Annotated in this window: 27 protein-coding genes; 13 read left to right on the top strand and 14 right to left on the bottom strand. The window is 70.4% G+C overall.

Annotation, left to right across the window (positions count from 1 at the left end; translation table 11 throughout):
- Positions 1 to 116 precede the first annotated feature (116 nt).
- Genes BMW85_RS41385 through BMW85_RS41375 form a run of 3 tightly spaced genes read right to left on the bottom strand, consistent with a single transcriptional unit; the run spans position 117 to position 2,958 of the window.
- A complete protein-coding gene (locus BMW85_RS41385) occupies positions 117 to 659 on the bottom strand; it encodes a hypothetical protein (RefSeq protein ID WP_091092704.1) in 543 nt (180 codons plus the stop codon).
- A complete protein-coding gene (locus tag BMW85_RS41380) occupies positions 656 to 2,728 on the bottom strand; it encodes a DUF6571 family protein (protein WP_091092702.1) in 2,073 nt (690 codons plus the stop codon). The genes BMW85_RS41385 and BMW85_RS41380 overlap by 4 nt, the downstream gene beginning before the upstream one ends.
- Positions 2,725 to 2,958 carry a hypothetical protein gene (locus tag BMW85_RS41375; protein WP_020546980.1) on the bottom strand — a complete coding sequence of 78 codons (234 nt, stop codon included), beginning with the start codon at positions 2,956 to 2,958 and terminating at the stop codon, positions 2,725 to 2,727. Before BMW85_RS41375 ends, BMW85_RS41380 begins: the two co-directional genes overlap by 4 nt.
- A gap of 494 nt (positions 2,959 to 3,452) precedes the next feature.
- Here BMW85_RS41375 and BMW85_RS41370 point away from each other — a divergent pair, with 494 nt between their 5' ends.
- Both BMW85_RS41370 and BMW85_RS41365 read left to right on the top strand, forming a co-directional pair.
- A complete protein-coding gene (locus BMW85_RS41370; protein ID WP_091092859.1) occupies positions 3,453 to 5,255 on the top strand; it encodes an ABC transporter ATP-binding protein in 1,803 nt (600 codons plus the stop codon).
- Entirely contained in the window at positions 5,255 to 7,078 is a 1,824-nt protein-coding gene (locus BMW85_RS41365) for an ABC transporter ATP-binding protein (protein ID WP_091092698.1), read from the top strand. Before BMW85_RS41370 ends, BMW85_RS41365 begins: the two co-directional genes overlap by 1 nt.
- 111 nt (positions 7,079 to 7,189) lie before the next feature.
- On the opposite strand, the gene BMW85_RS50045 is transcribed toward BMW85_RS41365, so the two are convergent.
- Positions 7,190 to 8,185, bottom strand: coding sequence for a hypothetical protein (locus tag BMW85_RS50045; protein ID WP_091092696.1), 996 nt, complete (start codon positions 8,183 to 8,185; stop codon positions 7,190 to 7,192).
- A gap of 82 nt (positions 8,186 to 8,267) precedes the next feature.
- Positions 8,268 to 8,690: an anti-sigma regulatory factor gene (locus BMW85_RS41355; protein WP_091092694.1), complete on the bottom strand. Its 423-nt coding sequence runs from the start codon at positions 8,688 to 8,690 to the stop codon at positions 8,268 to 8,270.
- A gap of 197 nt (positions 8,691 to 8,887) precedes the next feature.
- On the opposite strand from BMW85_RS41355, the gene BMW85_RS41350 reads away from it, so the two are divergent.
- From BMW85_RS41350 to BMW85_RS41335, 4 genes are read left to right on the top strand one after another with little or no spacing between them, the layout of a single operon-like run.
- Positions 8,888 to 10,066 (top strand): PP2C family protein-serine/threonine phosphatase, encoded by a 1,179-nt coding sequence (locus BMW85_RS41350; RefSeq protein WP_218156162.1) that lies wholly within the window; start codon positions 8,888 to 8,890, stop codon positions 10,064 to 10,066.
- 29 nt (positions 10,067 to 10,095) lie between these two features.
- Entirely contained in the window at positions 10,096 to 10,638 is a 543-nt protein-coding gene (locus BMW85_RS41345) for a MarR family winged helix-turn-helix transcriptional regulator (protein ID WP_218156161.1), read from the top strand.
- The gene (locus tag BMW85_RS41340; protein ID WP_143082584.1) at positions 10,638 to 11,900 is read left to right on the top strand and encodes a hypothetical protein; all 1,263 of its coding nucleotides are present in this window, start codon (positions 10,638 to 10,640) and stop codon (positions 11,898 to 11,900) included. Before BMW85_RS41345 ends, BMW85_RS41340 begins: the two co-directional genes overlap by 1 nt.
- A 54-nt stretch (positions 11,901 to 11,954) precedes the next feature.
- Positions 11,955 to 12,485, top strand: a complete 531-nt coding sequence (locus tag BMW85_RS41335) for a hypothetical protein (protein ID WP_143082583.1) — start codon at positions 11,955 to 11,957, stop codon at positions 12,483 to 12,485.
- Between the two features lie 8 nt (positions 12,486 to 12,493).
- On the opposite strand, the gene BMW85_RS41330 is transcribed toward BMW85_RS41335, so the two are convergent.
- From BMW85_RS41330 to BMW85_RS51635, 6 genes are all read right to left on the bottom strand, one after another.
- Entirely contained in the window at positions 12,494 to 12,898 is a 405-nt protein-coding gene (locus BMW85_RS41330; RefSeq protein WP_091092688.1) for a hypothetical protein, read from the bottom strand.
- A 95-nt stretch (positions 12,899 to 12,993) separates the two neighbouring features.
- Positions 12,994 to 13,458 carry a PPOX class F420-dependent oxidoreductase gene (locus tag BMW85_RS41325; protein ID WP_091092685.1) on the bottom strand — a complete coding sequence of 155 codons (465 nt, stop codon included), beginning with the start codon at positions 13,456 to 13,458 and terminating at the stop codon, positions 12,994 to 12,996.
- A 38-nt stretch (positions 13,459 to 13,496) separates the two neighbouring features.
- The gene (locus BMW85_RS41320) at positions 13,497 to 14,273 is read right to left on the bottom strand and encodes a MauE/DoxX family redox-associated membrane protein (protein ID WP_091092684.1); all 777 of its coding nucleotides are present in this window, start codon (positions 14,271 to 14,273) and stop codon (positions 13,497 to 13,499) included.
- A gap of 13 nt (positions 14,274 to 14,286) precedes the next feature.
- Positions 14,287 to 14,892: a cell wall protein gene (locus tag BMW85_RS41315; protein ID WP_177241146.1), complete on the bottom strand. Its 606-nt coding sequence runs from the start codon at positions 14,890 to 14,892 to the stop codon at positions 14,287 to 14,289.
- An 11-nt stretch (positions 14,893 to 14,903) separates the two neighbouring features.
- Positions 14,904 to 15,350 (bottom strand): RlpA-like double-psi beta-barrel domain-containing protein, encoded by a 447-nt coding sequence (locus tag BMW85_RS41310; RefSeq protein WP_091092681.1) that lies wholly within the window; start codon positions 15,348 to 15,350, stop codon positions 14,904 to 14,906.
- A gap of 217 nt (positions 15,351 to 15,567) precedes the next feature.
- Entirely contained in the window at positions 15,568 to 16,533 is a 966-nt protein-coding gene (locus BMW85_RS51635; RefSeq protein ID WP_177241145.1) for a hypothetical protein, read from the bottom strand.
- Positions 16,534 to 16,722: 189 nt separating this feature from the next.
- On the opposite strand from BMW85_RS51635, the gene BMW85_RS41295 reads away from it, so the two are divergent.
- Positions 16,723 to 17,427 carry a ThuA domain-containing protein gene (locus tag BMW85_RS41295; protein ID WP_091092676.1) on the top strand — a complete coding sequence of 235 codons (705 nt, stop codon included), beginning with the start codon at positions 16,723 to 16,725 and terminating at the stop codon, positions 17,425 to 17,427.
- Positions 17,412 to 18,497, top strand: a complete 1,086-nt coding sequence (locus BMW85_RS41290; protein WP_091092674.1) for a Gfo/Idh/MocA family protein — start codon at positions 17,412 to 17,414, stop codon at positions 18,495 to 18,497. Before BMW85_RS41295 ends, BMW85_RS41290 begins: the two co-directional genes overlap by 16 nt.
- A 49-nt stretch (positions 18,498 to 18,546) precedes the next feature.
- On the opposite strand, the gene BMW85_RS41285 is transcribed toward BMW85_RS41290, so the two are convergent.
- Complete coding sequence (locus BMW85_RS41285) at positions 18,547 to 18,900, bottom strand: PRC-barrel domain-containing protein (RefSeq protein ID WP_091092672.1); 354 nt, start codon at positions 18,898 to 18,900, stop codon at positions 18,547 to 18,549.
- A gap of 17 nt (positions 18,901 to 18,917) precedes the next feature.
- Positions 18,918 to 19,355, bottom strand: a complete 438-nt coding sequence (locus BMW85_RS41280) for an anthrone oxygenase family protein (protein WP_091092670.1) — start codon at positions 19,353 to 19,355, stop codon at positions 18,918 to 18,920.
- Between the two features lie 143 nt (positions 19,356 to 19,498).
- Here BMW85_RS41280 and BMW85_RS41275 point away from each other — a divergent pair, with 143 nt between their 5' ends.
- Positions 19,499 to 22,057, top strand: coding sequence for a polysaccharide lyase family 8 super-sandwich domain-containing protein (locus BMW85_RS41275; protein ID WP_091092669.1), 2,559 nt, complete (start codon positions 19,499 to 19,501; stop codon positions 22,055 to 22,057).
- 16 nt (positions 22,058 to 22,073) lie between these two features.
- Here the strand turns inward: BMW85_RS41275 and BMW85_RS41270 are convergent, their stop codons facing one another.
- On the bottom strand, positions 22,074 to 22,292 hold the full coding sequence (locus BMW85_RS41270) for a hypothetical protein (RefSeq protein ID WP_091092667.1): 219 nt from the start codon (positions 22,290 to 22,292) through the stop codon (positions 22,074 to 22,076).
- Positions 22,293 to 22,651: 359 nt separating this feature from the next.
- On the opposite strand from BMW85_RS41270, the gene BMW85_RS52170 reads away from it, so the two are divergent.
- The 4 genes from BMW85_RS52170 to BMW85_RS41250 all read left to right on the top strand — a co-directional run bounded on the left by BMW85_RS52170 (position 22,652) and on the right by BMW85_RS41250 (position 26,690).
- Positions 22,652 to 23,971, top strand: coding sequence for a cellulose binding domain-containing protein (locus BMW85_RS52170; protein ID WP_091092665.1), 1,320 nt, complete (start codon positions 22,652 to 22,654; stop codon positions 23,969 to 23,971).
- A gap of 326 nt (positions 23,972 to 24,297) precedes the next feature.
- Positions 24,298 to 25,356, top strand: a complete 1,059-nt coding sequence (locus BMW85_RS41260) for a ketoacyl-ACP synthase III family protein (RefSeq protein WP_245775368.1) — start codon at positions 24,298 to 24,300, stop codon at positions 25,354 to 25,356.
- Positions 25,353 to 25,619 (top strand): acyl carrier protein, encoded by a 267-nt coding sequence (locus BMW85_RS41255; protein ID WP_091092662.1) that lies wholly within the window; start codon positions 25,353 to 25,355, stop codon positions 25,617 to 25,619. Before BMW85_RS41260 ends, BMW85_RS41255 begins: the two co-directional genes overlap by 4 nt.
- A gap of 27 nt (positions 25,620 to 25,646) precedes the next feature.
- Positions 25,647 to 26,690 (top strand): ketoacyl-ACP synthase III family protein, encoded by a 1,044-nt coding sequence (locus tag BMW85_RS41250; RefSeq protein ID WP_091092661.1) that lies wholly within the window; start codon positions 25,647 to 25,649, stop codon positions 26,688 to 26,690.
- Positions 26,691 to 26,698 lie beyond the last annotated feature (8 nt).

Below are 26,698 nucleotides of genomic sequence, written 5' to 3'. Positions count from 1 at the left end.
TCATCCGGGAAGCTTTTCCGGATCTAGAGTGACTCTCAGGGCTTGAATGAAGCCCAACCGTGATGGTGGTAGGCCAGGCAGAGCCGGTTGCCCTAGAGCGGCAAGCACACGCTGCGTCACTTAGTAGAAGGCGCTAGCAGGATGGGCCTAAGTTGGCGGACGAACTCGATGGCGTCCGCTCGGTGGTCTCGGCCTGGGGCGCCCGGGGTGATCCAGATGGAGAGTCGGCGGCGAGTGTCAGGCGTCCAGGCGTAGGCATACGTGCGGAGTCCATCTTTGCCTTCGAACTGGGCGGTGAAGCCGGGGCCGAGATCGGCGGGCAGGTCCACTCCACGATCGTGCTGCTTCGTGCCCTCCAACTCGTCCAACGACAAGCTCGACGGATTGTCGAAGGTGATCGAGAGCTCTGCTCCGATCTCGTCGCTCTGCAGCTTCCGTACGATGCACCGGTCGAAGCGCTCTCCAGGCCGGCTTCCTGTGGCGAGGAAATCATCCAGGCCGATGGCTCGAGCGATGGCGTCCCTGGAGATCAGGCCGCACTCCTGCGGCTTCGCCGTCACGTCTCCCAGCGGTCGGTTGTCAGGCGGTGGCGAGGAGGAGCAGGCCGACGTCGCGAGCAGCACCGCCGTCAGCAGTACGGGGAGGAGGGGCGTTCTCATCCGCCTTGTCCTTCGATGCGGGTCGCTTGATCGAAGCCTTCTCCTACGGCGTTCGAGGGGTCTCGGAACACGGCTCCTGTGTCTGGGTTGTTGAGCCATTCCGTATACGCTTCACGCTGATCCGCGGTCATCTGGCTCCACGGAATGATCTTCTTGCCGTTCATGAAATCACCGGCCGAGCCGCGAGGGAAGTTCAGGGAAGCGTACGGGTGTGTCCTCGTGGGCACTTCTCCATCGCCGAAGAGGCCGTGCTGCATCATCGCGTCCGCCGTGATGTCAGTGAACATGTCGATGGTCTGGCCGATCGTTGTATTGGCCTGGCTGCGTGCCGCAGCTCCCTGCTCGCCAGTGAACTTGCCGTACACCTCCGACTTGGCCTTGTCGAACAACAATCCGGCGATCTTCCCCTGAGGGCCGGGGACCAGGTCGGCGACGCTGGTGATGGCCTCCTTGAAAGCAGCGAACACCTTGTCGTGCTGGTCGGCTTTCGTGATGTTGGCGATGTTCCCTGCGTCAGTGATAACATAAAGGGTGCGACTGAGTCTTTCGATGGCCTGACCAAAAGTTGCTCCATCTGAGCTGGTCATTCGACCTTCCAAAATTTTCTGGCGCTGAGCGTTGATCTCGGCGGTCGTCGCCTGCGGATGAGCCCTGTGCCACTTCTCAAAGTCGGCCCGATTCAACTTCGCAATCTCGGCGGCCCGCTCGTTCAGTACGTCGATGCTGTATTTCCCTTGTGCCGTCACCACTGTCTTGAGCACTGCCGGATCCGCGAAGGTCCAACGCATCACGCCTTTGATGCCGTCGCGGTCGAGTATGGCGCCGTAGGGTTGCGTGCCTTTGAGGTTCGTGTCGGGGTCGCGAGAGATAACGCCGGGGTTGTGGGCTACTCGATCTTCGGCTGCGCGGTTCAGGTCACTCATGTACGAGCTCAGTATGTTGCCCACGCTCTGACGGGTGTTGGGGAGGTTGGACTGGGCGGATGGGTTGGTCCAGAAGTGCAACGCCCAGGAGGCGATCAGGGCTGATTTGTAGCCGCGGGAGCCGCCTGGTGGGAGGTCGTGGTCGCGGAAGGTGGTGGTGGCGGCTTCGAGGGCGTGGCCGAGGTCGCTGTCGGTGGCCTCGTACCAGGTGCGCTCGCGCATCAGGTAGTCGAGGGGCTTGCGCTGGGGGTCGGTGAGGAAGTCCTGGGCGGCTCGGGGGTTGTGGGCGAGGGCGGCGGCTACGGCGGCCAGCGGGTCCTTGTAGGCGGCCGGGAGGTCGTTGGCGGGCTGCGTGGTGGGGGTCATGTTGCGCCAGTACAGGGAGCCCGGAGGTTGTTTGCGTTCGTAGTCGTAGACCTTGGTGGCCAGCTCGCGGAGGAAGGTGTCGTCGAAGTGGCCGGTGCGCAGGAGTTTGTTGAGTGCGAAGGCGGTCTCGGGGGTGTCTAGGTGTTCCAGGAGCTGGTCGACGTAGCCCTTCGGGAGCTTGAGGGGGCCGGCGCCGCGTGAGGCGGTGCCGAGGGTGGTGCTCAGGGCGGCGGACAGTTTGTCGAGCTCGGCGATCGCTTCCGGGTCGGCGCCCAGCACGGTGGTGTTGCGGCGGTAGAGGGATGTGAGCAGTTGCTTGAGCTCCCTGGGGGATAGCTGGGTGGCGAAGGCGATGGCGAAGTACGGGTCGTTCTGGTGTTTCTGCAGGTCGGCGAGGGTTTTGGCGTCGATGGTTCCCTTCTTCATGGCGGTGCGGAGGGCGGCGGCCAGGCGGGCGGCCGTCGCGGCGCCCGCCGCGGGCGTGTCGGACACCCACTGGGACTCGTCGGCCCACAGGGCCTGGGATCTGCTGAGCGCGACCTTCTGGGCGGCGAGCATCAGGTCGAGTCGCCGTTGTAGTTCGGGGACCTTTGTGCCGATCTGGTGGGCGATGTCGCGGGCGGTGCCGGGGCCGGACATGCTGAGTTGGACCGTGCTCAGGGCCTTGTCCACCTGGGCGCCGGTCTCGGGGACGGTTTGGCTGAGGCGCTTCATCAGCGAGATGAGCTGGGTCATCAGCGTCGGGTCGATGGCGAGGGGTGTCGTCGGGCCGGGGGTCATGAGGGCGCGCCGTCGGGGTGGAGGGTGTCCAGCAGGTTGAGTGCGCGGTCGAACAGGCCGCGGTACGCCTGGTCCCAGCCGTTGATGTCGCGTACCAGTCTGTCGGCGGCAGGGCCTTTGATCGCGCCGGCGTCAATGAGGTGGATCAGGCCGCGGATATCGCCGCTGTGCTGATCGCGCAACTGCTCGATCTGCCGCCGGGCGGCATGGATCTGCTCCTGTGTCGCCATGCTGGGTCCCCTGTGGCCGGTCGACGGGCGAATGACCATGCGCAGCGTATCCGGGTTATGTGAGGTACAGAGCGCAATTTCCGGCTGCACAGTCAATCGGTATAAGACGGGGCGGGAATATGCATAATGGGGCCGGGTGAAAGAGTGATTTTGTGCGCGCCTAAAAGGGGTCTCGTTCTGGCTTTTCTCGGGTGGTTGCGGGTTGTGCGCTCGGTGGCACGGATAGGGCGTAGCGGGGTGATTCTCGCGATTCTGCGGACTGTTGTCTACTGGGCGCGACGCGGAGGTCGTTCCACATCTGGCCGTGGTGGGCGTCGGGTGGGCCGACGATCAGGTGGGGGACGGGGCGAGCAAAACCGCTGGGAAACTGTCGGAGGCCGGTGGTAGAAAGCGAGTTCGAGTCTGTCAGCTATCCGTGGTCGGGGGCGGCGCCTGTGATGAGCAGCAGTTCTGAGTTCTCCGTGGCCGGCCCACGTCACGACCGGCGGGGGCCCGTGCGTTGGCTCTGGTCGCACCTGCGGCGGCACCCGTTCCACCTGGTCGGGTTCCTCGGCGGGTCCGTGGTCATGACCACGCTCAACGCCATGGTGCCGCAGTACATCGGCGACGCCTTTGACTCCGTGCTCGGCCACCGGGGCGGGCCGCTGGACGCGCTCGGGCTCATCGCGCTCGCGATGCTGGCGGTGGTGCTCGCGCGCGGGGTGTTCGACATGGTCGCGCGGCTGTCGAGCGAGGTGCTGGCCAAGCGGCTGGAGCGCGACGCGCGTGACGAGCTGTACGTCAGCCTGCTCGGCAAGAGCCAGACCTTCCACAACCGCCAGCGCGTGGGCGACCTGATGGCCCGGGCCGCCAACGACATCCGGCAGCTCTCCATCATGATCACGCCGGGCGCCGACCTCATCGTCGACTCCGGGCTCACCGGCATCGTCCCGCTGTTCTTCATGGCGGCCATCGATCCGCGGCTGCTGCTGGTGCCGGGGGTGTTCGCGGTGGTGTTCGTGATCGCGCTCCGGCACTACATGCGCAGGCTCAACCCGGTGGCGACGCGGATGCGGGAGGAGTTCGGCGAGCTCAACGCCGGGCTCAGCCAGGCCGTGCGCGGCATCGAGGTGATCAAGGTGACCGCGCAGGAGGGGCAGGAGCGGCTGCGGTTCCGGGCCAGCGCGCGGCGCTACCGCGACTCGTTCGTACGTAATGGGCTGGTGCAGGCGCGCTATCTGCCGACGCTGCTGTTCTCGTTCGCGATGGCGGGGGCACTTTGGCACGGGCTTTATCTGCAGGGCATCGGGGCGATCAGTGTCGGTGAGCTGGTCGCGTTCATGGGGCTCATGGGCATGCTCGGGTTCCCCACGCAGATGTCGATCTTCACGTTCTCGCTCATCCAGATCGGCATCGTCTCCTCCCGCCGCATCCTCGACATCATGACCGCCGAGAGCGAGATCGAGCAGCGGCCCGACGGGCACGCCGCGCCGATCCGTGGCGAGATCGTCTTCGAGGACGTCACCTTCGGCTACGCGGCCGACGGCGAGCCGGCGCTGCGCGGGGTGTCGTTCACCGTGAAGCCGGGCGAGACGGTCGCGATCGTGGGGGAGACCGGGTCGGGCAAGAGCACGCTCACCAAGCTGGTGCCGCGCATCTACGACGTCACCGGCGGGCGCGTACTGGTCGACGGGGTCGACGTACGCGACTGGGACCTCGACTCGCTGCGGTCGCAGATCTCGACGATCGAGCAGGACATCGTGCTGTTCTCGCGGTCGGTGAGCGAGAACATCGCCTTCGGCCTCGGCCAGCGGGCCGACCACGAGGCGGTGGTGCGGGCGGCCGAGGACGCGCAGGCCGCCGAGTTCATCGGGGAGCTGGAGGACGGGTACGAGACGGTCATCGGGGAGCGCGGCGTCACGCTCTCCGGAGGACAGCGGCAGCGGCTGGCCATCGCGCGGGCGTTGCTCACCGACCCGGCGATCCTGGTGCTCGACGACTCCACCAGCGCCATCGACTCGGCGACCGAGGACAAGATCCAGCAGGCCGTCGGGCGCATCCTGGAGGGGCGCAGCACGTTGCTGATCACCCATCGGCTCTCGCAGATTCGGTGGGCCGACAAGGTGTTGTTGTTGCGGCGTGGAGAGGTCGTCGACTTCGGTACGCATGACGAGCTGATCGCGCGGAGTCGGCTCTATCGGCGGGTGTTCGCCCACTATGACGAGATCGACGTCCAGGACGGTGACGGCCTTCAGGACGCTGGTGTTCAGGGTGAGGGTGGTCGGGTGTTGGCGGGGGAGCAGGGAGGGGTGCGCTGATGGGGTTCATCATGGATGGCCTCGACGCCGAGGACTACGACCGCACCTACAACGACCGCGACCTGCTGCGGCGCATTCTGTCCTACTTCCGGCCCAAGCTAGGCCCGATGCTGCTGGTCGCCGGCATGATCGTGCTGCTGTCGGCGAGCCAGGCGGCGGTTCCCGCGATCGGCAGCCTCGCCGTGGACGCCATCGCCGACGGCACGATCGGCGCGGCCGGCCCGGCGCTCGTGGCGGCGATCCTGGGCACCGGCGTGCTGTCGTGGGTGTTCAACTACCTCCGGCAGAAGCACAGCGCGCAGGTCACCGGCGACGTCGTGCTGCAACTGCGCGAGGACGCCTTCGACGCGGTGCTGGCCCGCGACCTGTCGTTCTACGACGAGACGCCGTCCGGCCGGATCGTCAGCCGGGTCACCTCCGACACCGACGACTTCGCCACCGTATCCACCCTGACGATGGACCTCATCAGCCAGGTGCTGATGGTCGGCTTCGTCACGGTGCTGCTGTTCGTGCGCAGCGCGCAGCTCGCGCTGATGACGCTGCTGGTGGTGCCGGTCGTGGTCGGGCTGGCGCTGCTGTTCCGGCGGATGGCGAGGATCAGCACCCGACGGGCGCAGCGCTCGCTGAGCCGGGTCAACGCCAACCTGCAGGAGACCATGGGCGGCATCGCCGTCGCCAAGAACTTCCGGCAGGAGCGGCAGGTCTACGACGAGTTCCGGCCGATCAACCAGCAGAGCTACCAGGTGACGCTGCGGCAGGGGTTCGTCTTCTCCACCATCTTCCCCGTGCTGTTCACGGTGGCGGGGCTGGCCACGGTCGCGCTGGTGCAGCTCGGCGGGGCGCGGGTGCTGGCGGGAGGGCTCACGGCGGGAGAGTGGTACCTGTTCCTGCAGAGCGTGGCGCTCTTCTGGTTCCCGCTGACGTCGATCGCGGCGTTCTGGTCGCAGTTCCAGCAGGGGCTGTCGGCGTCCGAACGGGTCTTCGCGCTGATCGACGCGCCGCCCCGCGTGGTGCAGACCGACGCGCGGCCGGTCGGGAAGCCGGCGGGCCGCATCGAGTTCCGCGGCGTCACCTTCGGCTACGACCCGGCCAGCCCCGTGCTGCGCGACTTCGACCTCACCATCGCGGCGGGGGAGACGGTCGCGCTGGTGGGGCACACGGGTGCGGGGAAGTCGACGCTCAGCAAACTGATCACCCGCTTCTACGAGTTCCAGGAAGGCAGCCTGCTCATCGACGGGCAGGACATCCGCAGCCTGGAGCTGGGCGCCTACCGGCGGCAGATCGGCGCGGTGCCGCAGGCGCCGTTCCTGTTCAGCGGCACGGTGACCGACAACATCCGCTATCCGCGGCCCGAGGCGAGCGACGAGGAAGTCCAGCGCGCGGCGGCGGCCGTGGGTGGCGGTGACTGGATCGACGCCCTGCCCAACGGGCTGCTCACGGACGTCGGCGAGCACGGCCGGGCGCTGTCCATGGGGCAGCGGCAGCTTGTCGCGTTGGCCCGGCTGCTCATCCAGGACCCGGCGATCGTGGTGCTCGACGAGGCCACCGCGAGCGTCGATCCGCTGACCGAGGCGCAGATCCAGGAAGGGCTCGATGCGGTGCTGGCGGGGCGTACGTCGATCGTGATCGCGCACCGGCTGTCCACTATCGAGCACGTCGATCGGATCATTGTGCTTGATCACGGGCGGATTGTGGAGGAGGGGGATCACGCGACCCTGCTGGCGAAGGGCGGGCGTTACTGCGAGGTCTACAACACCTACTTCCGGCATCAGTCGCCCAACTATCGGGCCGGTGCGGGGTTCGTCGCGGTTGGTCAGGGGTGAGCGGGTTGCTGGGGCGCGGGGGTTTTTGGAGGGGAGGAGGATCGGGGTGAGGGGGTAGCGCGTACGGTCCGGGGGCGGGCGGGGCGGGGCGAGGGTCCGGCTCGAGTGTGGTCAGGGGGCGGGAGTGGTTGGGCTGATTGTCCAGCGGTGGGCTAGTAGCAGCCTGCGGATGCCGTACGCGCCGAGCGGGGTGAGCTGGACGGGTGGGCTTTTCATGATCATGTCGAGGGTTTGACGGGGGATTTGGCGCAGGAAGTGGGCGGCGGCTGTGGCGCGGTCGGGTGAGGCGTCGTCGTGGCGCCAGAAGAGTGTCACCAGTTCGCCGATCCCGATCCCGGCCCCGGCCCCGGCCCTGGTCTCAGTCCCGGTCCCGATCCCGATCCCGGCCCCGGTTTCGGTCCCGGCCCTGATCTCGGTTTCGGGCTCTGGGAAGGCGGGGGTGGTGACTCCCGCTGTGGCCCAGGTGTTCATTGCGGCGCGTACGCCCCTGAGCAGAGCCCCGTCCGGGTCGTGGGGGCCCGTGAGGTCGTGGGTGGCGGCGGCGATGGGCAGGGCGGGGAGCAGCATGGGGAATGGGTGCTCGCCCAGGTGGACCCCCATGAGGTGGGCGGTCAGCGGGAAGATCGCTTCCAGGGGCGACTGGAGGAGGTAGTAACTGCGGTCCTTTTGCTCGGACTCCACTCGGTTGCGGAGTGCGTCGGCGAGGAGGCGGGCCCACACCTCCAGTTGGTCCTGCTCGGCGGTCGTGCCGGCTGCGAGCCGTGTCCGGGCGGCGGACTTGAGTTCGGGGGAGGCGTGGCGTACCAGCAGGGAGTCTGCGGCCTGGGCGGCGAGGTCGGGGAGGGGGGCGAGCGGGTGCGGCGGTAGCGCCGGGCGTTCGTCGTCGAGTGGCGTGAGCCAGGGGAACAGGCCCGCGAAGACCAGGTCGAATCGCCGCGCTGTCCGTGGCAGGCCCGGTCCCGCCGCCACCTCGTAGACGGCTGCCGCTTCGTACGCTGCCGCCAGCTCGGACACTGCCGCCATTTCCGACACCGCCGCCGCGTCGGAGGCCGCTGCCGCCTCGTGCACCGATGCCGCCTCGGACACGGCTGCCGCCTCGTACGCCATGGAGGGATCATGCACCTCGGCGGTCCGGATGCGCGCGGCCCGCGTACGAAGGTGAGCAGATCCGCTATGGCGTGAGGAATTCTCACGTCCAGCGGGTGATGACGACCGTCGTGCCGCGGCCCGGCGCGCTCTCCAGGTGGAACTCGTCCACCAGCCGCTTCGCCCCGCCCAGCCCGTGGCCGAGCCCGCGGCCCGTGGTGTAGCCGTCGGTCAGCGCGACGTCCGGGTTGGGGATGCCGGGGCCCTCGTCGGAGATCGTCAGCCGGAGCCCGGCCCGGGGCGGCGGTATCAGGTGCTCGATCAGCAGGCTGCCTCCGCCGCCGTGTACATAACAGTTGCGTACGAGTTCGCTGGCCGCCGTGATGAGCTTGGTCTGGGCGATGAGCCCGAAACCGGCCTCCAGGGAAGCAGCGCGGACCGCGTGCCGGGCGGTGAGCAGGTCGCGTTCGGCGCGGATGGGCAACGAGCGGGTCGCCGCGGGCTCTGCGGGCTCACTGTCACCCAACCCGGATCCTCTCCCATGGCCGTCCGGTTAGTTGTCGTGTGGCAAATATATAGGATCATCACTCCGGTCGGAGGTTCGGGTCGGGATGAACGTGACCTCAGAGTTATTTGCTATCGTGCAAATTTGTCGGTGGCGCGCGCAATCGCGCCTGGAGAAGAGGACATGCGTTGGGCAGCATTTCCGAGGGCGTTCACGCGGTGCGACAGGCGATGCAGGCCGCTCCGCCCTATGCCGTGGCCGAGGCGCTGCGTGACACGGTGACTCTGCATTTCGCCGTCGAGCGCGTCGAGGTGCTGCTCGCCGACCCGGCGTTGGTCACGCTCCGTCCCGTTCTCGAAGAGTACGCGCCGGGCGTACGTGGTCTGGCCATCGACGGCACGCCCGCCGGCCGCGCGTTCGCCTCGCAGACGCCGCAGCGCGAAGGCTGCCTGCTGCACCTGCCCGTCAGCGCGTGCGGCGAGCGGGTCGGCGTCCTCAGCCTGAGCTTCGGCACGTCGCCCGGCACTGAGGTCGTCGAGGACCTCCAGGAGATCGCCACCGCGCTCGGCCACATGATGTGCGACGCCTACCGCACCACTGACCGCTACCACCGCGTACGCCGCGCCGCCCGCCTCACCCTCGCCGCCGAGATGCAGTGGGCGCTGCTGCCCGGCGTCGGCCACCAGGGCGACGGCTACCACCTGGCCGGCCAGCTCGAACCCGCCTACGCCGTCTACGGCGACAACTTCGACTGGTCCTGCGGCCCGCGCGGCCTCATCCTGTCGGTCACCGACGGCATGGGCGCCGGGGTCGAGGCCGCGATGCTCACCACGCTCACCATCACCGCGCTGCGCAACGCCCGCCGCTCCGGCGCGGGCCTGGAGGAGCAGGCGGGCCTCGCCGACGAGGCCATCTACAGCCAGTACGGCGGCCACCTCCACGTCTCCACCCTGCTGATGAGCTTCGACGCCGAGACCGGCGAGGTCGCGCTGGTGGACGCCGGTTCGCCACGGCTGCTGCTCATGCGCGGCAGCCAGGTCCGCCACATCGAGCTGGAGCAGCAGCTGCCGCTCGGCATGTTCGGCAACACCGCCTACACCGAGCAGCACCTGCGGCTGGAGCCCGGCGACCGGCTGATCGTGGCCAGCGACGGCGTCTACTCCTCGCGCTCCCAGGGCGGTACGGAGTTCGGCGGCTCCTCCCTGGAGTCCCTGATCAAGTCCACGCGGATGCAGCCGGCCGACGAGGCGGTCCGGACCATGATCCGGGGACTGCTGGACTTCCGGAGGGGCATGGAAGTGCTGGATGATGCGGTCGTGGTATGTCTCGACTGGACACCGGACCCCAAGCCGGGGCCGAAGCCATCCGGGCCGCATCCCGGGCGAGAACGACCATGACCGGCATCACCTCACTGAGTGGATAGCGTGTGATTGACGAGCCTGTTCCACCCGTTGAAGCGTTCGACCCCTTCGTCGGCCAACTGCCGCCGGCGGAATGGGGCCTCATCGAGAGGGAGGCGGCGGCCCTGGTCGCGGTCTGGGGCCGCTCACGTCAGGCGTTCGTCACGAAGGTGTCCTCCATCCAGCTCCAGGCGATGCTGACCATCGAGAAGCACGAGACGATCAACCTGGGCCGCCTGGCCGCCGCGCTCGGGGCGGTGCCCTCGTCCGCGAGCCGCCTCTGTGACCGGCTGGAGGCGGCCGGGCTGGTCCGGCGCTCCCACTGCGAGGAGGATCGGCGCGAGCTGACGCTCTCCCTCACCCCCTCCGGCCGCGCCCTCATCGAGGAGTTGCAGCAACTGCGGCGGGACGACCTCGCCCGGGTGCTCAGCGAGATGCCGCCGGCCGGGCGGATCGCGCTGCTGCGCGGGCTGCAGGCGTTCGCGGAGGCGGCCGACCGGGTCACGGCGCACGAGACGCCCGAGGAGGACGACGACTGGATCCAGATCGCCGCCCGCCTCCTCGCCTGATGAGGGCCTTGGCGTCGCTGCTGGTCGCGTCGAGCCTGCTGGTGGCGGCGGGATGCGCGGCGGGGGGCACGGTGAGGGGCGCAGATGGGCCGGGGGCGAGTGGCTCGCCGTCGCCGTCGCCCATGTCCACGCGTACGGCGCAGTCAGAAGAGGCCCCGACGCCGGGCCCGGTGGCCACCCCGGCCGCCTCCGACGGCGGCTGGCGTTACGCGTACGTCAGCGACCAGCCCGGCTCCCGCCTCACCGGCGTCACCGCCGCCGGCCCCCGGGAGGCGTGGGCCGCCGGCTCCGAGGGTGACCGGCTCCTGCTGCTCCACCACGACGGCACCGCCTGGCGCCGGGCCGACCCGCCGCCCGGGGCGCCCGCGGTGCCGGAGGGCGCGGACGTCAGGATCGCCGCCTCCGGCCCGGACGACGTCTGGCTGCTGCTTCCCGAGCTCGGGGCCGACGACCAGGTCCAGGCGCTGACGGCCGTACGCTGGGACGGCTCCGCCTGGCATCGGGTCCCCGGGCGCATCGACTCCCCGTACGTCACCGGCTTCGCGGTGCTCGGGCCCGCCGACGCCTGGGCCGTCTACGGCTCCGGCCGCAGGGACGCCGCCCACTGGGACGGCCGGTCCTGGACGAAGGTGCCGCTGCCCGCGTACGCGTCGGCCCTGGGCGGCTCCGGTTCCGGCGGGCTGTGGGCCGTCGGCTTCCGCTCCTCCGGGCCGGGCGTCACCGAGAGCGAGCTGGACCAGCCGGCGGCCATGCGCTGGGACGGGCGTTCCTGGCGGCTGGTGCCCACCCCGACGTACGCCTTCGCCCAGCCCAAACCGCCCGAGGGCAGCGCCATGCTGGACGGTTTGGTCGTGCTGGGCGAGGACGACGTGTGGGCGATCGGCGTACACACCTTCAACCACGGCGAGGTGGACGACGAGCCGGCCGATCCGCCGCCGATCCTCCTGCACTGGGACGGCAGGAGCTGGAGCAGGCAGAACGCTCCCGGCGACAGCGGCTACTGCTGCCCCCGTCTGGCCGCCGGCCCAGCGGGCGGCGTCCTCGTCGTGACCGGCAGCCCGCGCCTGCGCGACACCTGGCGGGTGGCGGCGCCTGGCGAGTCCGCGGTCCCGCTGCCGCGCCTGCCGGCGATCCCCGGGCTGAAGCGTTCGCAGTTCTTCAAGGTCGAGGGGTCGGCCCGCTCGGGCACGACCTGGGCGGCCGGCACGCTGTCGGCCGACGGCGGCTTCTGGAGCCGCGCCGCCATCGCCGAGCTGCCCTGAATCGCCGAGCCGCCCTGATCGCCGAGCTGCCCTGAGTATGATCAAATTCCGGGAATGGACCGAGCTCGGCAACTCGTGGGGGAGACGCTCCTCTACTGCTTCGCCTTCCTCCTGCTGACCGGCGCCTACCTCGCGTACTTCTACACGCCGAGCGGGCGCATGGTGCCGTACGCGGGCGCGTACGAGCCGCTGCGCGGAACGATGATGACGGCCGCGTACGACTCGATCCTGACCATGAGCTTCGACGAGCCCGCCGGGCTGCTCGCGCGGCAGTCCCACACCAAGGTGATGATGGTGTTCGCGGTGGGCGCCGTGGTCTGGGCGCTGCTCGGCCGCGTCAGGTACGCCCTGGCGGTGCTCGGCCTGATCGCCGTCGCCGGAGTGGCCGGACGCGGCGCCGCCGACGAGCTCGTCCTGGTGCGGCTGCCCATCCCCGTCTGGTACGGCCTGCACCTGGCGGCGGCCCTGGCGGTGCTCGTCACGCTGGTGGTGTCCGCGCGCCGCGAGGCCGCCCGGCAGCCGCGTACGCTCGCCTTCACGGCGCTCGCCGCGGGCCTCGCCCTGCTGACGGTCTACGGGCTCTGAAGTGGGGGTCAGCCCTGCTTGAGCACGGGCTTCCACTTGGAGCACTCGCCGGTGGGCCGGGAGGCGGTGCCGCGGCAGACCTGCATGCGGATCTGCAGCACGTTGCGGTAGTCCTTCTTGAACGAGCCCACGCCCGGCCGGCAGTTGTAGAAGCCGTACGACTTCCAGCGGCCGTTGCGCGAGTCCTGCGCCTTCAGCACGGCCCACGCGCAGCCCTTGCCGCGCGTGTCCTCCAGCTTGCCCTCCACGAGGTAGCCGAACTGGTGGAGGTAGACCTTCCCCCACGAGCCGGCCATGCCGTCGGCGGAGTAGACGGGCCCCCACTTCCAGACGGCCGGTGTGGCCGAGGCGGGCGCGGCGGCCCCGGCCAGGGGGAGGACGACGGCGGCGGCGAACAGGGCGAGCAGACGCATGAGGGGTCTCCGTGATCGGGCAAAGAACCTGACCCCACTACAGATAGGTCCCGATACTTGCGATCGGCTTGGAGCCCAATGGTCCGCGCGACTCCCTATTGGGCGAGGCGGGCGGGGAAACCGCCGGTGGCGATCGGTCCCCAGCGGTCGATGTGGATGCGGATCAACGACTTGTCCTGGCGGCGCATCGCCTCGCGGTACTCGTCCCAGTCGGGGTGCTCGCCGGCGATGCACCGGTAGTACTCGACCAGCCCGTCCAGCGCCTCGGGCATGTCGAGCACCTCGGCGTGGCCGTCCACCTGCACCCAGGGGCCGTTCCAGTCGTCGGACAGCACGCAGATGGACACGCGCTCGTCCCGCTTGGCGTTGCGGGTCTTGGCGCGTTCGGGATAGGTGGACACCACGATCCGCCCGTCGGCGTCCACGCCGCAGGTGACCGGCGAGAGCTGCGGGCGGCCGTCGGCGCGGGTGGTCGACAGCAGGCCGTGATGCCGGGGGCGCAGGAAGTCGAGGAGCTCGGGCCGGTCGACCCGGCGCGCGGTGGCGATGTTCGGAGCCATGTGCAGGTGCCTTTCGGATCGTACGTGATCCGATCCTTTCACTGGGCGAGCGCCGCCTCGTCGACCAGGGCGACGCGGACGGCGCGCGGGTCGTCGCCGGACAGGGGCACCGCGAAGACCGCCGTGCTCGGGCCCGCGCCGTAGACCACGAACCGGGTCCCGTCCTCGTCCCAGGTCTCGCGTACGTCGGAGGTGAGCCGCGCGGACGCCGAGCAGTACGCGGGGCTGCGGCGCAGCAGGTGCAGCGAGGTCTCAAGGGGCACGTCCCCGGAGGGGGCCGGGGCGGCGAGCGGCGGGCGGAGGCGGACCCGGAGGCGGCGCAGCGGGACGAGCCAGTGCCGGTCCAGCTCGGAGGAGAGGGCGAGCAGCGCCACGACCTCCAGCACGGCCAGGGGCACGAACGGCGGCTGCGCGGCCGGCGCGGTCATCGCCAGGAGCGCTGCGGCGAGCAGCAGCCCGGCGCGGGCGAAGGACCGTACGTCCACGGGCTTGGCGTGGTCGCCCAGGCAGCCGCAGGACGAGGTCGGCGCGGCCACGTAGGCGTAGCCGAGGTAGCCGAGGAAGCCCGTCGCCAGCAGCCCGGCGGCCGCGCCGTCCAGGGGGTGGAGCGGCGGGACGAGCAGCGCGGCGGCCACGGCGAGCTCGGCCAGCCCGACGAGGCGGAGCGCCGGGACCGCGCGCGCCGCGCCGACGAGCCTGGCGAGGGCGCTCCGCCCGGCCTGGGCCCGCATCCGCCTGCCGAACAGCTTCATCAGTCCGGCCCAGAGGAGGAAGAGGGCGATCACGTACGGCTGCGACGCGGCGATCCCGTTCATCAGGCTGCTCCTCCTAGTGGGGGGAGAACACGGTGGCGATGTCGACCTCGTTGGTGTCCGGCCGCCAGGCGCCCAGGATCTGTACGTGCTGGGCGACCTTCAGCAGGGACAGGTCCGCGGTGGGCGGCGACTCGGAGTGGATGGCGACCGACCTGCCGGGTACGACGTGGCACAGCACCTCGTGCCCGTTGTGGTCCAGACGCAGGGTCTGGTCCTTGATGTCGGTGATGTGGCCCTTGATGTTGACGATGTTGAGCCACACCGCCTCGGCGGCCAGCATCCCGTCGGGCATGCGGACGCCGCGGGCGTACAGGCCGTCGCCCGGCCTGGCCTGGTCGAAGCCGACCGGGCCGAGCTTCCACAGACTGGTGCCGTCCACGACGCGGATGGTGTGGAAGACCATGTTCGAGCCGAGGACGAGCAGCGTGTTGTCCTTGATCGAGCGGATCCGGCCCTCGGCGAAGTTCGGGTCGGGGGCGCCGGGCTCCACGCCGGGGGCGGCGGAAGTGGCGGTGGCGAAGGCGGCCTCGGGGCCGAGCGAGCCGAGCGCGGTCGCGGCCATGACGCCGGCGCCGCCGCCGAGCACGGCGGACTTGAGCACATCCCGTCTGCTGCGCATGCCCGTCCCCCTCACGCCGTCGAGATCTCGGCCGGGCGCAGGCCCGAGGACAGACTGGCGATCGCGCTGAAGGCGGCCGGGGTGAGGTCGATCAGCCGGTTGCTCGCGCAGGTCGCGCCGCAGCAGCTCCGCTCGCCGCAGAACAGGTCGGTCTGGGGGCCGCAGTCGGCGATGGAGGTGACGACGCTCGTACCGGTGCACAGGGCGGTGGTGCGGTGCCGGTAGCCGCAGGTGCGGCGGGACAGGCCGACTCCGCAGGAGTCGGGGCGGGTGATGGCCCAGCAGGCGTCGGAGGTGTTGGGCCAGGCGTGCTGGAGGCTGCCGGAGTTGCAGGTTCCGCAGGCTCCCTTGCCGGTGCTGCTGCACGGTCCCCAGGAATTGCCGCAGCAGAACCAGGAGACCTCTCCTTGGACGGGGCCGAGTAAGTCGGCGGGCGGGCCGGACGTGGTACGCGCCATGCGCGTCTCCCTTCGGGTGAGCTCCGGGGGGTTCTCGACGGATCGAGGGATTGAAGCTTTCCGACTCGATCTATGAGTACCATGTAAGGATTTTTCGTCAATGCCTGACTTGTGCCCGGAGTTGCCCGAAGAGGGCGGGGAGAGGGAGGAGGGGGGTGACGTCCCGGGCGGTGACCAGGGACGTGGAGGTGCTGCTCGGAAATGGACGCGCGGTGGGTCAGGAAGTGGGCGTCGGCGTTTCCGTGGGGGTCTCGGTCGGGGTTTCTGTGGGCGTGTCGGTGGGGGTGTCGGTGGGCGTCTCCGTCGGGGTTGTCGTCGGGGTCTCGGTCGGATTCTCGGGCAGAGTGACCGTCGGGGTTGCGGACGGCGTGGGGCACTCGGCGGGCGTACGCCACGACGGCGGGGGAGCCCACCACTGCCGGAGCTGGCCCCAGCCCTTCCACGAGCGCTTGACCGGCCGCGACAGGTCGTAGACGTAGAGCGCGGTGCCGCCGTCCGTGCCGTCCTGGACGGTGCCGTCCTGCGCGCTGCCGTCCTGGGGCGCGGTGCCGTCCTGCGGCGGGGTGCCGTCCTGGGGAGCGGCGCTCGGGGTGCTCGGCGTGGTCGGGGCCCTCGGGACGGTCGGCGTGGCCGGGATGGTCGGCGTGGCCGGGGCGGTCGGCGTGGTCGCGGTGGTCGGGGTGGTCGCGGTGACCGACACCCAGTCGTCCTGCTTGACCGCGCTGTTGCCGCGCCGGCCCGCGATCGTCTTGGTGTCCTCGCCGATCGTGTACGTCCGCTCGAAGCCGTCCTGGCTGCGTACCGTGATGGAGTCCTCGGTGACGGCGGTCGCCCGCCCGGTCTGGGTGGAGAGCGTCACCGAGCCGCAGCCGTCCTTCGTGGCCACCGCGAACTCGCCGTGCATGGCTCCGACGAAGCCCCAGGGGCTGAGCGGCGCGAGCTCAGGAACAGGGGTCTCGGTGGGGGTCTCCGTCGGGGTGTCGGTGGGGAGGTCGGTGACGGTGACCGTGTCCGTGGGGGTCGGGCTGAGGGTGTCGGTCGGGGTCGCGGGAGGCGGTTCGGTGGGCGTGGCGCCCGCCGCCGCCGTGGCCACGCCGGCCCCGCCCGCCGCCATTAACACGGCGGTGGCGGCGACGAACACCGGCCGCCGGATCCGGCTGTCGCGATGATGATCGGCCTGCATAGGCGTTACCTTTCGTCTCATTCGCTGACATTCAACTCATGAGAACCCCGCCGGACTAAGGCATCCGTAAGCTGCCGCCCCTCGTGCCGAGCCGTGGGGTCCTGCCCGGAAAGCGCTGCCCACTTCCGTATTGCTTATGCCGGGATGCGACGATCGGAACGTTCGACCCATTCGGCGATAGGCGAAAGCATGGCAAGTGACCAGGGCCGCAGGGCTCTCGTGGTCCGGGGCGGCTGGGAAGGGCACGCCCCGGTGGAGGCCACGGAGCTCTTCATCCCCTTCCTGGAGAAGAACGGGTTCGAGGTGCGAAGGGCGGATTCGCCCGCACCGTACGCGGACGCTTCGTACATGTCCGGCGTCGATCTCGTCGTGCAGTGCTACACCATGGGAACCATCCAGCCCGACGAGCTGAAGGGCCTGGAGGCCGCCATCCGCGCCGGCACCGGCATGGCGGGATGGCACGGCGGCATCGCCGACTCCTACCGCAACTCCTCCGACTACCTGCACCTCATCGGCGGCCAGTTCGCCTGCCACCCAGGCAAGCACCCCGACGAGCAAGAGGGCACGCAGGCCGACAACTTCGTCCCCTACACGGTGAACCTGCTGCCCGAGGCCGCCGGGCACCCCATCACCGCCGGCCTCACCGACTTCGACCTCGTCACCGAGCAGTACTGGGTGCTCACCGATGCCTACATCGACGTGCTCGCCACGACCACCCAGAAGGTCCGCCCTTGGGACCCGTGGCACCGCGAGGTGACCTCGCCCGCGCTCTGGACCCGCCGCTGGGGCGAGGGCCGCATCTTCGTCACCACCCCCGGCCACAGCCTCGACGTCCTCCAGCACGACAGCGTACGCACGATCATCGAGAGGGGCATGTTGTGGGCCAGCCGCTGAACGTCGGCGTCGTGGGATGCGGCGCGATCTCGGCCCAGTACCTCGCCACCATCGACCGCCTGCCGGGGCTGCGCCTCGCGGCCGTCGCCGACCTCGACCCCGGCCGGGCCGCCGCGGCGGTCGCCGCCTGGCCGGGCACCCCCGTCCTGCCCGCCGCGGACCTGATGGCCGACCCCGGCGTGGACGTCGTGCTCAACCTCACCGTCCCGGCCGCCCACGCCGAGGTCGCGCTCCAGGCGATCGCGGCCGGCAAGGACGTCTACGGCGAGAAGCCGCTGGCCGCGAACTCCGCCGACGCGGCGCGGGTGCTGAGGGCCGCCGAGGCGGCCGGCGTACGGGTCGGCTGCGCGCCCGACACCGTGCTCGGCACCGGCACGCAGACCGCCCGCAAGGCCGTGGACGACGGCCTCATCGGCCGCCCGGTCGCCGCCACCGCCACGATGGTGACGGCCGGCCACGAGCGCTGGCACCCCAATCCCGACTTCTACTACGTCCCCGGCGGTGGCCCGCTCCTCGACATGGGGCCGTACTACGTCACCAGCCTGGTGACGCTCCTCGGCCCGGTCACCTCCGTGATCGGGGCGGCCTCCCGCCTGCGCGGCAAGCGCACGATCGGCTCAGGCCCGCGGCGCGGCGAGGAGATCCCGGTGTCCGTGGACACGCACGTCACCGGCGTGCTGGTGCACGACTCGGGCGCGCTGTCCACGCTGGTGATGAGCTTCGACGCGGCGGCCACCAGGGCGCCGAACATCGAGGTGCACGGCGAGCGCGGCTCGCTGGTCGTCCCGGACCCGAACCACTTCGACGGCGTCGTCCAGCTCTCCGCGGTGGGCGACGCGGGCTGGCGCGACCTGCCGGACTCGGCCGGTTACGTGGCCGCGGGCCGCGGCGTCGGCCTGGCCGACCTCGCCGCCACCCCGGCGGGCGAGGAGCCGCGGGCGAGCGGGACGCTGGCCTTCCACGTCCTCGACGTCATGGAGTCGCTGCTGGCCTCGGCCGCTTCGGGGGCCGCGGTCACGGTGGCTAGCACCTGCGAGCGGCCGTCGCCGGTGCCCCTGCTGGCCCTCTGAGCGCACGGGTCATGGGCGTGGGTGCGGTCCGCGTCCATGACCCGGCATGTCACCTCGAATCGGTGAAGCCGGCGTAGTAGCCGCCGACCTCGTCGTGGTAGCGGGTGTCCCGGTAGGTCTTCTCGTCGAACTCCGGCGCCTTCTTGATCTCTTCCTTCGTCCTGCCGATATGGATCTTGCGGGCGGCCTCGTCGATGTGCTCCACCGCCCCCGCGGGGATGAGCACCTTCTTGCCGAAGATCCACGGGCCGGTGTGCACGACCACGTAGCTCTCTCCGACCGCGTTGTTCGCCTCGTCCACCGTGCCGATCTTGCCGTCGGTCGCGTCCACCTCGAAGCCGACGAGGTCGAGCGACTCGCGTAGCTGCAGCTCAGGACGGTACTGCCACAGATTTTCGAGCATGTCCGCCCCCTACCCCGTCACAGCGCGCCAATCGCCACCCCGACCAGCGCCAGGCTCACCGTGGAGGCGACCGCCCGCAGCGTGTTCCACGCCGTCCACCTGCGCGAATAGTCCTTCCATCCCATCGTGCCCGCGTCCAGCGCGTTGTTCATCGGGACGTTGACCGCCGCGGTGACGAGGAACGAGCCGGCGAAACCGACCCCGGCCGCGGCGAGGAACCACCCCGCCGCCGCGCCGCCCGCGAGCAGCCCGGCCACGAGGGCCGCCACCGGCGAGCCCAGGAACACGAGGAACAGCCACGGGTTGAGGATCTTGCGGTTGACGCTCCGCATCGCCGCCTCGGCCTGCGCGGGCTCGATCGCGTTCAGGCCGGGCATGACGGACATCGAGAAGGCGTAGAAGAGGCCGGCGAGCAGTCCGTGCAGGACGAGCGTGAGCAGGGCGAGAATCAGCATGCCCCCATCGTGGTGCCGGGCGGGTGAGCCGGTCCATGCACAGGACGCTCACCCGCATAAGCGACGCTCCACTCGGTCCTGTGCGGGCTGAAAGAGATCATGTAAGGTGAGCGCGGCCCGTCCCCCAACGGCCTGGAGCCCCCGTGCCGCAGCCTTCCCGCCGCCAGGTTCTCTCCCTCCTCCCCGCCGCCGGCCTGCTGGCCGTGGCCGGTCCGCTGCGCGCCGCCGCCGCGGCGGGCGGGTTCGACCACGCGCGGCTGATCGCCAACACCGTCGCCATGCTCGCCGGCACCCCCGAGGTCAACGCCAGGCCGGAGGTCGCCGCCAAGCTCGCCGCCGTGCTCGCCACGGCCAGGCAGCGGCTCGCAGCGATGGACCGGGCGGGCGCGGGCGAGCTGTTCGCCGGCCTCGCGCTCGGCTCCGACGACGTCAACCTGCGGCTCGCCTTCCAGTACCTGTACGAGATCGCGCTCGCCACCCGTGTCCCCGGCGGGGAGCTCGCGGACGACGCCGCGGCCCAGCGCCGGGTCGCCGACGGTCTGCTGTGGCTGCACGAGCGCTACTACGGCGACCAGGCGAAGGGCTACTACGGCAACTGGCACACGTGGGAGATCGGCATCCCCACGCACGTCACCAGGACGCTCGCGCTGCTCGCCGACCGGCTGCGCGCGGAGCGGCCCGAGCTCACCGCCACCTACGTGGCCTCCATGGACGCCTACCTCCGCAACGGAAAGAACGGCGACGTCGACCTCGACTCGCGCTTCCACACCGGCGCGAACCTGGCCGACATCACCGCCAACCGCATCCTCCAGGGCGCGGTGTCCGGCGACGACGCCCGCGTCGCCAAGGCCGTCGCCGACCAGTCCACGGTCTTCGCCACCGTCGACCCGTACGCGCTCCAGCACGGCGTCACCGACGGCTACTACCGCGACGGCTCCTTCATCCAGCACGGCTCGGTGGCCTACACCGGCTCCTACGGCCGCGCCCTGCTGACGCGCGTCGTCCAGACGCTCAAGACGCTGGACGGCGCGACGGCGGCGGCCGGCGCCGAGGACCTTCCCGGCGTGGTCTACCGCTGGGTCGCCGACGGCTTCGCCCCGCTCATCTTCGAGGGCTGGATGATGGAGATCGTCAAGGGGCGGGCGGTCTCGCGCACCAACACCGGCTACACCGACGTCGGAGTGGTCGTGGAGGCCGTCGCCGACCTGGCCGACCACGTGCCGGCCGAGCAGGCTCTCGCGCTGAAGAAGTACGTCAAGCACCTGCCGGCCGCCGACACCGCCGCCTTCGTCTCGCCGGTCAGCATCGCCCGCTACGCCGCCATCCGCGCCGACGCCTCGATCCAGGCCGCCGACCTCAACCCGCCCGAGCGCAGCGTCGCCTTCAACGCGATGGACCGCACGGTCCACCGCCGCCCCGGCTACGCCTTCGCCCTCGCGCGCAGCTCCGAGCGGGTCAGCAAGTACGAGTACATGAGCGGCGAGAACCTCATGCCCTGGTTCCAGGGCGACGGCGCCTACTACCTCTACCTGGCGGGGGAGGACCAGCGGGCGGTGTTCGGCGTGGACTACTTCACGGCGGTCTCGCCGTACCGGCTGGCCGGGGTGACCGCGCCGGTCGAGGAGCGCCGCACGGTCCCCGAGCTGTACGGGGGCCGCCTCTGGTACGACAACCCGGACCACCCGCTGAACTTCACCGCGTCCTCGGAGTCCCAGAACGCCTACGTGTACTTCCCGGTCGCAGGGAACGCCTTCTCGGGCGGCGCGACGCTCGGCGCGTACGGTGTGGCCGGGATGGTCCAGTCGGACGACGCCGCCTGGGCCGCCAAGCAGGCGGGCCTGCTGCCCGACGACTTCGTCGCTTATCGGAACGCCCGCGCCACCAAGTCGTGGTTCCTGCTCGACGACGAGATCGTGGTGCTGGTCTCGGACGTCTCCGGCCAGTCGGGGCGGGCCGCGGTGACCACGGTGGACAGCCGCCTCGCCGCCCCCGCCGACGCGGTGGCGCTCACCGGCGAGACCTGGACCGGCTCGCCGTGGCGGCCGGGTACGACGGGCGAGCCGCGCTGGCTGCGCTACGCCAACGCCACCCGTGGCACCGCCGTCGGCTACGCCTTCCTCAGCCGCCAGCCGGTCAGCGCCGTCCTGGAGACGGTGACGCGCAGCCGCCGCGTCGTCCGCACGTCCAACCCGGACACCGCGGTCACGAAGAACGTCTTCACCGCCTCCGTCACCCACCCGGCCTCCGGCGCGCTGCCGGCCCTCGCCTACGCCCTGGTCCCGAACGCCACCGAGGCGGGCCTGCGCGCCTACGCCAAGGGGCCGCTGAGCGTGCTCGCCAACGACCGGCACGTGCAGGCGATCGAGCACAAGGGGCTGGGCCTGATCGCCGCGAACGTCTTCACCGCGGGTCCGCGCCACGTCGGCCGCCTGCTGGTGGACGGTCCGGCGGCGGTCGTCGTCCGCTCGTCGGGCTCGTCGGGCTCGTCGGGCTCGTCGGGCTCGTCGGGCTCGCGGGTGAGCGTCGCCGTCGCGGACCCGACGACCCGGCGCGACCGCGTCACCGTTCTGCTGCACGGCCGTTCGCTCCGGCTCGACCGGGCCGACGAGGGGGTGACGGTCCGCCGCGTGCCCGGCGGCACGCTCGTCGAGGCCGTGACCCGCCGCACCTACGGCCGCACGCTCGCCGCCACCCTGCGCTGACCAGGCAGAGAGAGGGTCAGGAGTAGAGGAAGTAGTAGGAGTACGCGGCCTTCCACTCGCAGCGCCAGTCGTCCCACCAGCCCTGGCTCTCGCCGTAGGCGCCGACCCGTTGGCATTCCGCGTACGTGCGGTAGACACCGGCGAGCCTTTCCGCGTTCGCCGGCGCGGCGCCGAGCGTTAACGACAATCCCGCGGCCATAAGGACCGGGACGAGAACCGCACGAACCTTTCGCATGAATCCTCCTGCGATGGGGCGGATCAACCGAGCGGATCATTAGATTGGCAGGCATCGGGTCAGAGATCAACAGCAGCGGGACCGAAACTTTCCACGCGGCTTTTCGTGAGGGCGGCGCATGTTTCGCCGGTGATTCTCGGGCGTTTCCGGGACGGCTTTGACCACCGTCACATCCCTGGCATATCGTCGCCTCGCCCTGATCGATTGCGAGCCCGATCGATTGCGAGGGCGAATCCGCACGGGGGCGTGTGTTCTCACCTGCGCGACGGCTGACGCGCCGATCGCGGCTGCCCCGGCACGGGTGAGAGCCGGACAGCCACCTGGCAAGCGGCGATCATCCGAAACACCGGAGGCGCACCATGCAAGTTCGTTCCCGCCCGGCCGCGATCGTCGGCATGGTCATGACCATGCTGGCCGGCCTCGCAGTGTCGCTCGTCCTTCCGCCCCCGGCCCAGGCCGACCAGGTGATCAGCAATCTCGCGTACGCGCCCGCGCAACCGGCCGGCTCCAAAGGACACCTGCTCGACCTCTACCTGCCGGCCGGCGGCACCACGCCGCGCCCGCTGATCATCTGGCACAGCGGCTCGGCGTGGTCCAGCGACGACGGCAAGACCGGCGCGGCGGCCATCGCCGCCGTGTTCAACCCCAGAGGGTTCGCGGTGGCCGGCGTCAGCGTCCGCTCCAGCACCCAGGCGGTCTTCCCCGCCCAGGTGCACGACGTCAAGGCCGCCATCCGCTGGCTGCGCGCCAACGCCGCCACCTACCAGCTCGACCCCAACCGCTTCGCCATGATGGGCGACTCCTCGGGCGGCTGGCTGACGGAGATGGCCACGCTGACCGGCGGCGTCGCCTCGCTGGAGGGCACCGTCGGCACGACCGGCGTCTCCAGCTCGGTGCAGACGGGGCTCGCCTTCTTCAGCCCGACCGACTTCCTGCAGATGAACTCCCAGAACCTGCCCACCGGCGGGCTGGACCACGACTCCCCGGCCTCGCCGGAGTCGATGCTGATCGGCTGCCCCATCCAGACCTGCCCCGCCAAGGTGGCCGTGGCCAACCCCGTCAACTACGTGGACGCCAACGACCCGCCGCTGCTGTTCCTGCACGGCCAGGCGGACTTCCTGGTGCCGCACGGGCAGAGCGTCCTGCTCTACAACAAGATCAAGGCGAGCTGCGGCCAGGGCCAGTTCATCTCCATCCCGGGCGCTGACCACGGCATCGACTTCGTCATGGACCCCGCCCGCTACGGCACCCAGACCACCTACACCACCGCCAACTGCTCAAGCACCACCACGGCCGGGTCCCCCAACCCCACCTGGGACACCTTCGCCAACCACATCCGGGGCGGGCTCAAGATGGGCACCGCCTGCAAGGTCGCCTACGCGCCCACGACCTGGGACGGCGCCTTCTCCGCCACCGTCACCGTCACCAACACCGGCACGACGCCCGTCGACCGCTGGGCCGTGACCTGGACGTGGCCGGGCAACCAGCAGGTCACGGACTCCTGGAACGCCACCGTGACGCAGTCGGGCACCCAGGCGACCGCGCGCGACGCCGGCCACAACTCCTATATCGGGCCGGGCTCCGCCCAGAGTTTCGGTCTTAACGGCACCTACAGCGGGACGAACGCCAAACCGTCCGAGTTCAGGCTGAACGGCGTGGTCTGCACCCCGGCGGCCTGAGCGCCGATAATTTCGGAAAGGCGTTCTGGAACCGTCCAAAAGGATGAACCGCAGCTCGCCGGGAAAAAGGGCATTTCCCAAATCCACCACGTTCCGGTGGGTTCCGATCACGGAAGGAAATCGTCCAGATCGCGGACAGTTATATTGATTTTCCCGGCGAGCTGCGCCTATCCTTTCGCTCTCGTGAGGGCCGATCAAAGAGCGGGCCGAAATATTTCGGCAGCCGGCCCATCCCGCGTTATCGCCTGACCCGTTTACGGAAAGCTTCGCCGGCGTCCCGACGCGACGCCGTCCTTCGTGGTGCCCGTCGATCAGTTAGGGGATGTGTGCGTACATCTGACATGTTCGTCCGGAGCCTCGGCGTCTTCGTGCCGGACATCGTGAGCGTCGAGCAGGCGGTGGAGGAGGGACTGTACCCATCCGAGGAGGCCGAGCGTTTCGGACAGCTCGGCGCGGCGGTCGCCGGTGACCTGCCCGCCCCCGAGATGGCGCGCCGCGCGGTCCTCGACGCCTACGGGCGCTGGGACGAGTCGTCACCGAAGGAGCTCGACCTGCTGCTCTACCCGTCGGTCTGGCACCAGGGCCCGAACGGCTGGCAGCCCCAGCACTACCTGCAGATGCACCTCCTCGGCGGCGCCGTGCCCGCGTACGAGATCCGCAGCGGCTGCGTCGGCATGATCAGCTCGCTGGAGCTGGCGGCGAGCTACCTGCGGGCCGACCCCGGCAGGGAGACGGCGCTGGTCGTCTCCGCCGACAACCACGGCACCCCGCTCGTGGACCGCTGGCGGATGACGCCCGGCGCGCTGATCGGCGACGCCGCGTGCGCGCTCGTCCTCGGCAAGGACTACGGGATGGCCGAACTCATCGCGGTGAACGCGACCACGATCCCCGAGGCCGACGCGGTCAACGACGGCGCCTACCCGCTGTTCCCGCCGGACGCCACCGTCGGGCGGGGGCTGAGCTTCGGCGACCGGCACGAGGAGTTCCGTCAGCGGCTGCTCAAGGACCGGGGCACCGGGATCCACCTCACCATCCAGAAGACGATGATGCAGCAGGTCGAGCAGACCCTCGACGAGGCCGGCATCGAGCTGTCCGACATCACGAAGGTGGCCTTCCCGCACGGCCGCCGTGAGGACCTGGACGGGCAGATGTCCTGGCTCGGCATCGAGCTCGACCAGACGACCTGGGACTACGGCCGGCGCGTCGGCCACTGCGGCGCGGTCGACCAGTTCATCGCCTTCGAGCACCTGCTGGCGACCGGCGGGCTCGTGCCCGGTGACCACCTGCTCATGGTCGGGTTCGGCTCGGGGACGTCCGTGGCCGCGGCCGTGTTCCGGGTGCTCGCCCCCACCCCCGTGACGCGACCGGAAGGGGTGCGCGCGTGACCGCCGACCAGATCAGCGACCGGCTGGTGGCCTTCATCCAGGAGAGCCTGGTCCCCGACGACGTCGAGCTGGAGGTCGACGAGACGACCCCGCTCCTGGTGTCGGGGCTGCTCGACTCCCTGCGTACGGCGCGGCTGCTGAACTTCATCAGGCGCGAGCTCGGCGTCCCCGTCCCCGCCGCCAAGCTCGACCCCGACAACTTCAAGGACGTCGCGACCATCGTCGCGCTGATCAGGGAACTCGAGTCGGCGAAGATCGGCTAGCCGTCCGGAGCGAACGAGGACAGAGTCATGCAGTGGACGGACACCTACATCAGCGGAGTGGGCGCCTTCGTCCCCCGCACGATCGTCAGCGTCGAGAAGGCCGTGCAGAAGGGCTGGTACCCGGCCGACGAGGCCGAGCTGCACAACCTGGCCGGGGCGGCGGTCGCCGGTGACCTGCCGGCTCCCGAGATGGCCCTGCACGCGGCGCGCAGCGCGCTGAAGCGCAGCGGCCGCGCACCGGCCGACCTCGACCTCCTGCTGTACGCCTCCACCTGGCACCAGGGCCCGGACGGCTGGCCGCCGCACTCCTACCTGCAACGCCACCTGGTCGGCGGCGACGTGCTCGCCACCGAGATCCGGCAGGGCTGCAACGGCATGTTCCTCGCCCTGGACCTGGCCGCGAGCCACCTCGCCGCCGCGCCGGGCCGGCAGGCCGCCCTGCTGGTGGCCGCCGACAACTACGGCACCCCGCTCATGGACCGGTGGCGGATGGGCCCCGGCTACATCGGCGGGGACGCCGCCAGCGCGCTCGTCCTCACCAAGGAGGAGGGGTTCGCCCGCCTCGCGTCGGTCTGCACGGTGACCGTGCCCGAGGCCGAGGAGCTGCACCGGGGCACCGAGCCGCTGTTCCCGCCCGGCGTCACCGTCGGCCGCCGGATGAGCTTCGGCGCGCGCAACGAGCAGTTCCGGCAGCAGGTCATGCCCAAGGGCGAGAGCACGGCGGCGCTGTTCAAGATCCAGCGGGCGCTGATGGAGGTCGTCGAGCGCACGCTGGCCGAGAGCGGCGTCGAGGCCCGCGACCTCGCCAGGGTGGCCTTCATGAACTACTCCGAGGAGATCGTCGAGCAGCGCTGCATGGCCGCGCTGGATCTGCCGATGTCCCGTTCGACCTGGGACTACGGCCGCACCATCGGCCACTGCGGCGCCAGCGACCAGGTCCTCGCGCTCGACCGGCTGCTCCTGACCGGGGAGCTGGGCCCCGGCGACCACCTGCTGATGCTCGGCACCGGACCGGGCGTCACCGTCTCCAGCGCCGTGGTCCAGATCCTCGGCAAGCCCTCATGGTCCTGATCCGCAGT

This window comes from Nonomuraea wenchangensis, from assembly GCF_900111685.1.
GTDB lineage: Bacteria > Actinomycetota > Actinomycetes > Streptosporangiales > Streptosporangiaceae > Nonomuraea > Nonomuraea wenchangensis.
Note: the sequence above shows the minus strand (reverse complement) of the source record. Positions and strands in the feature narration are given on the sequence as shown.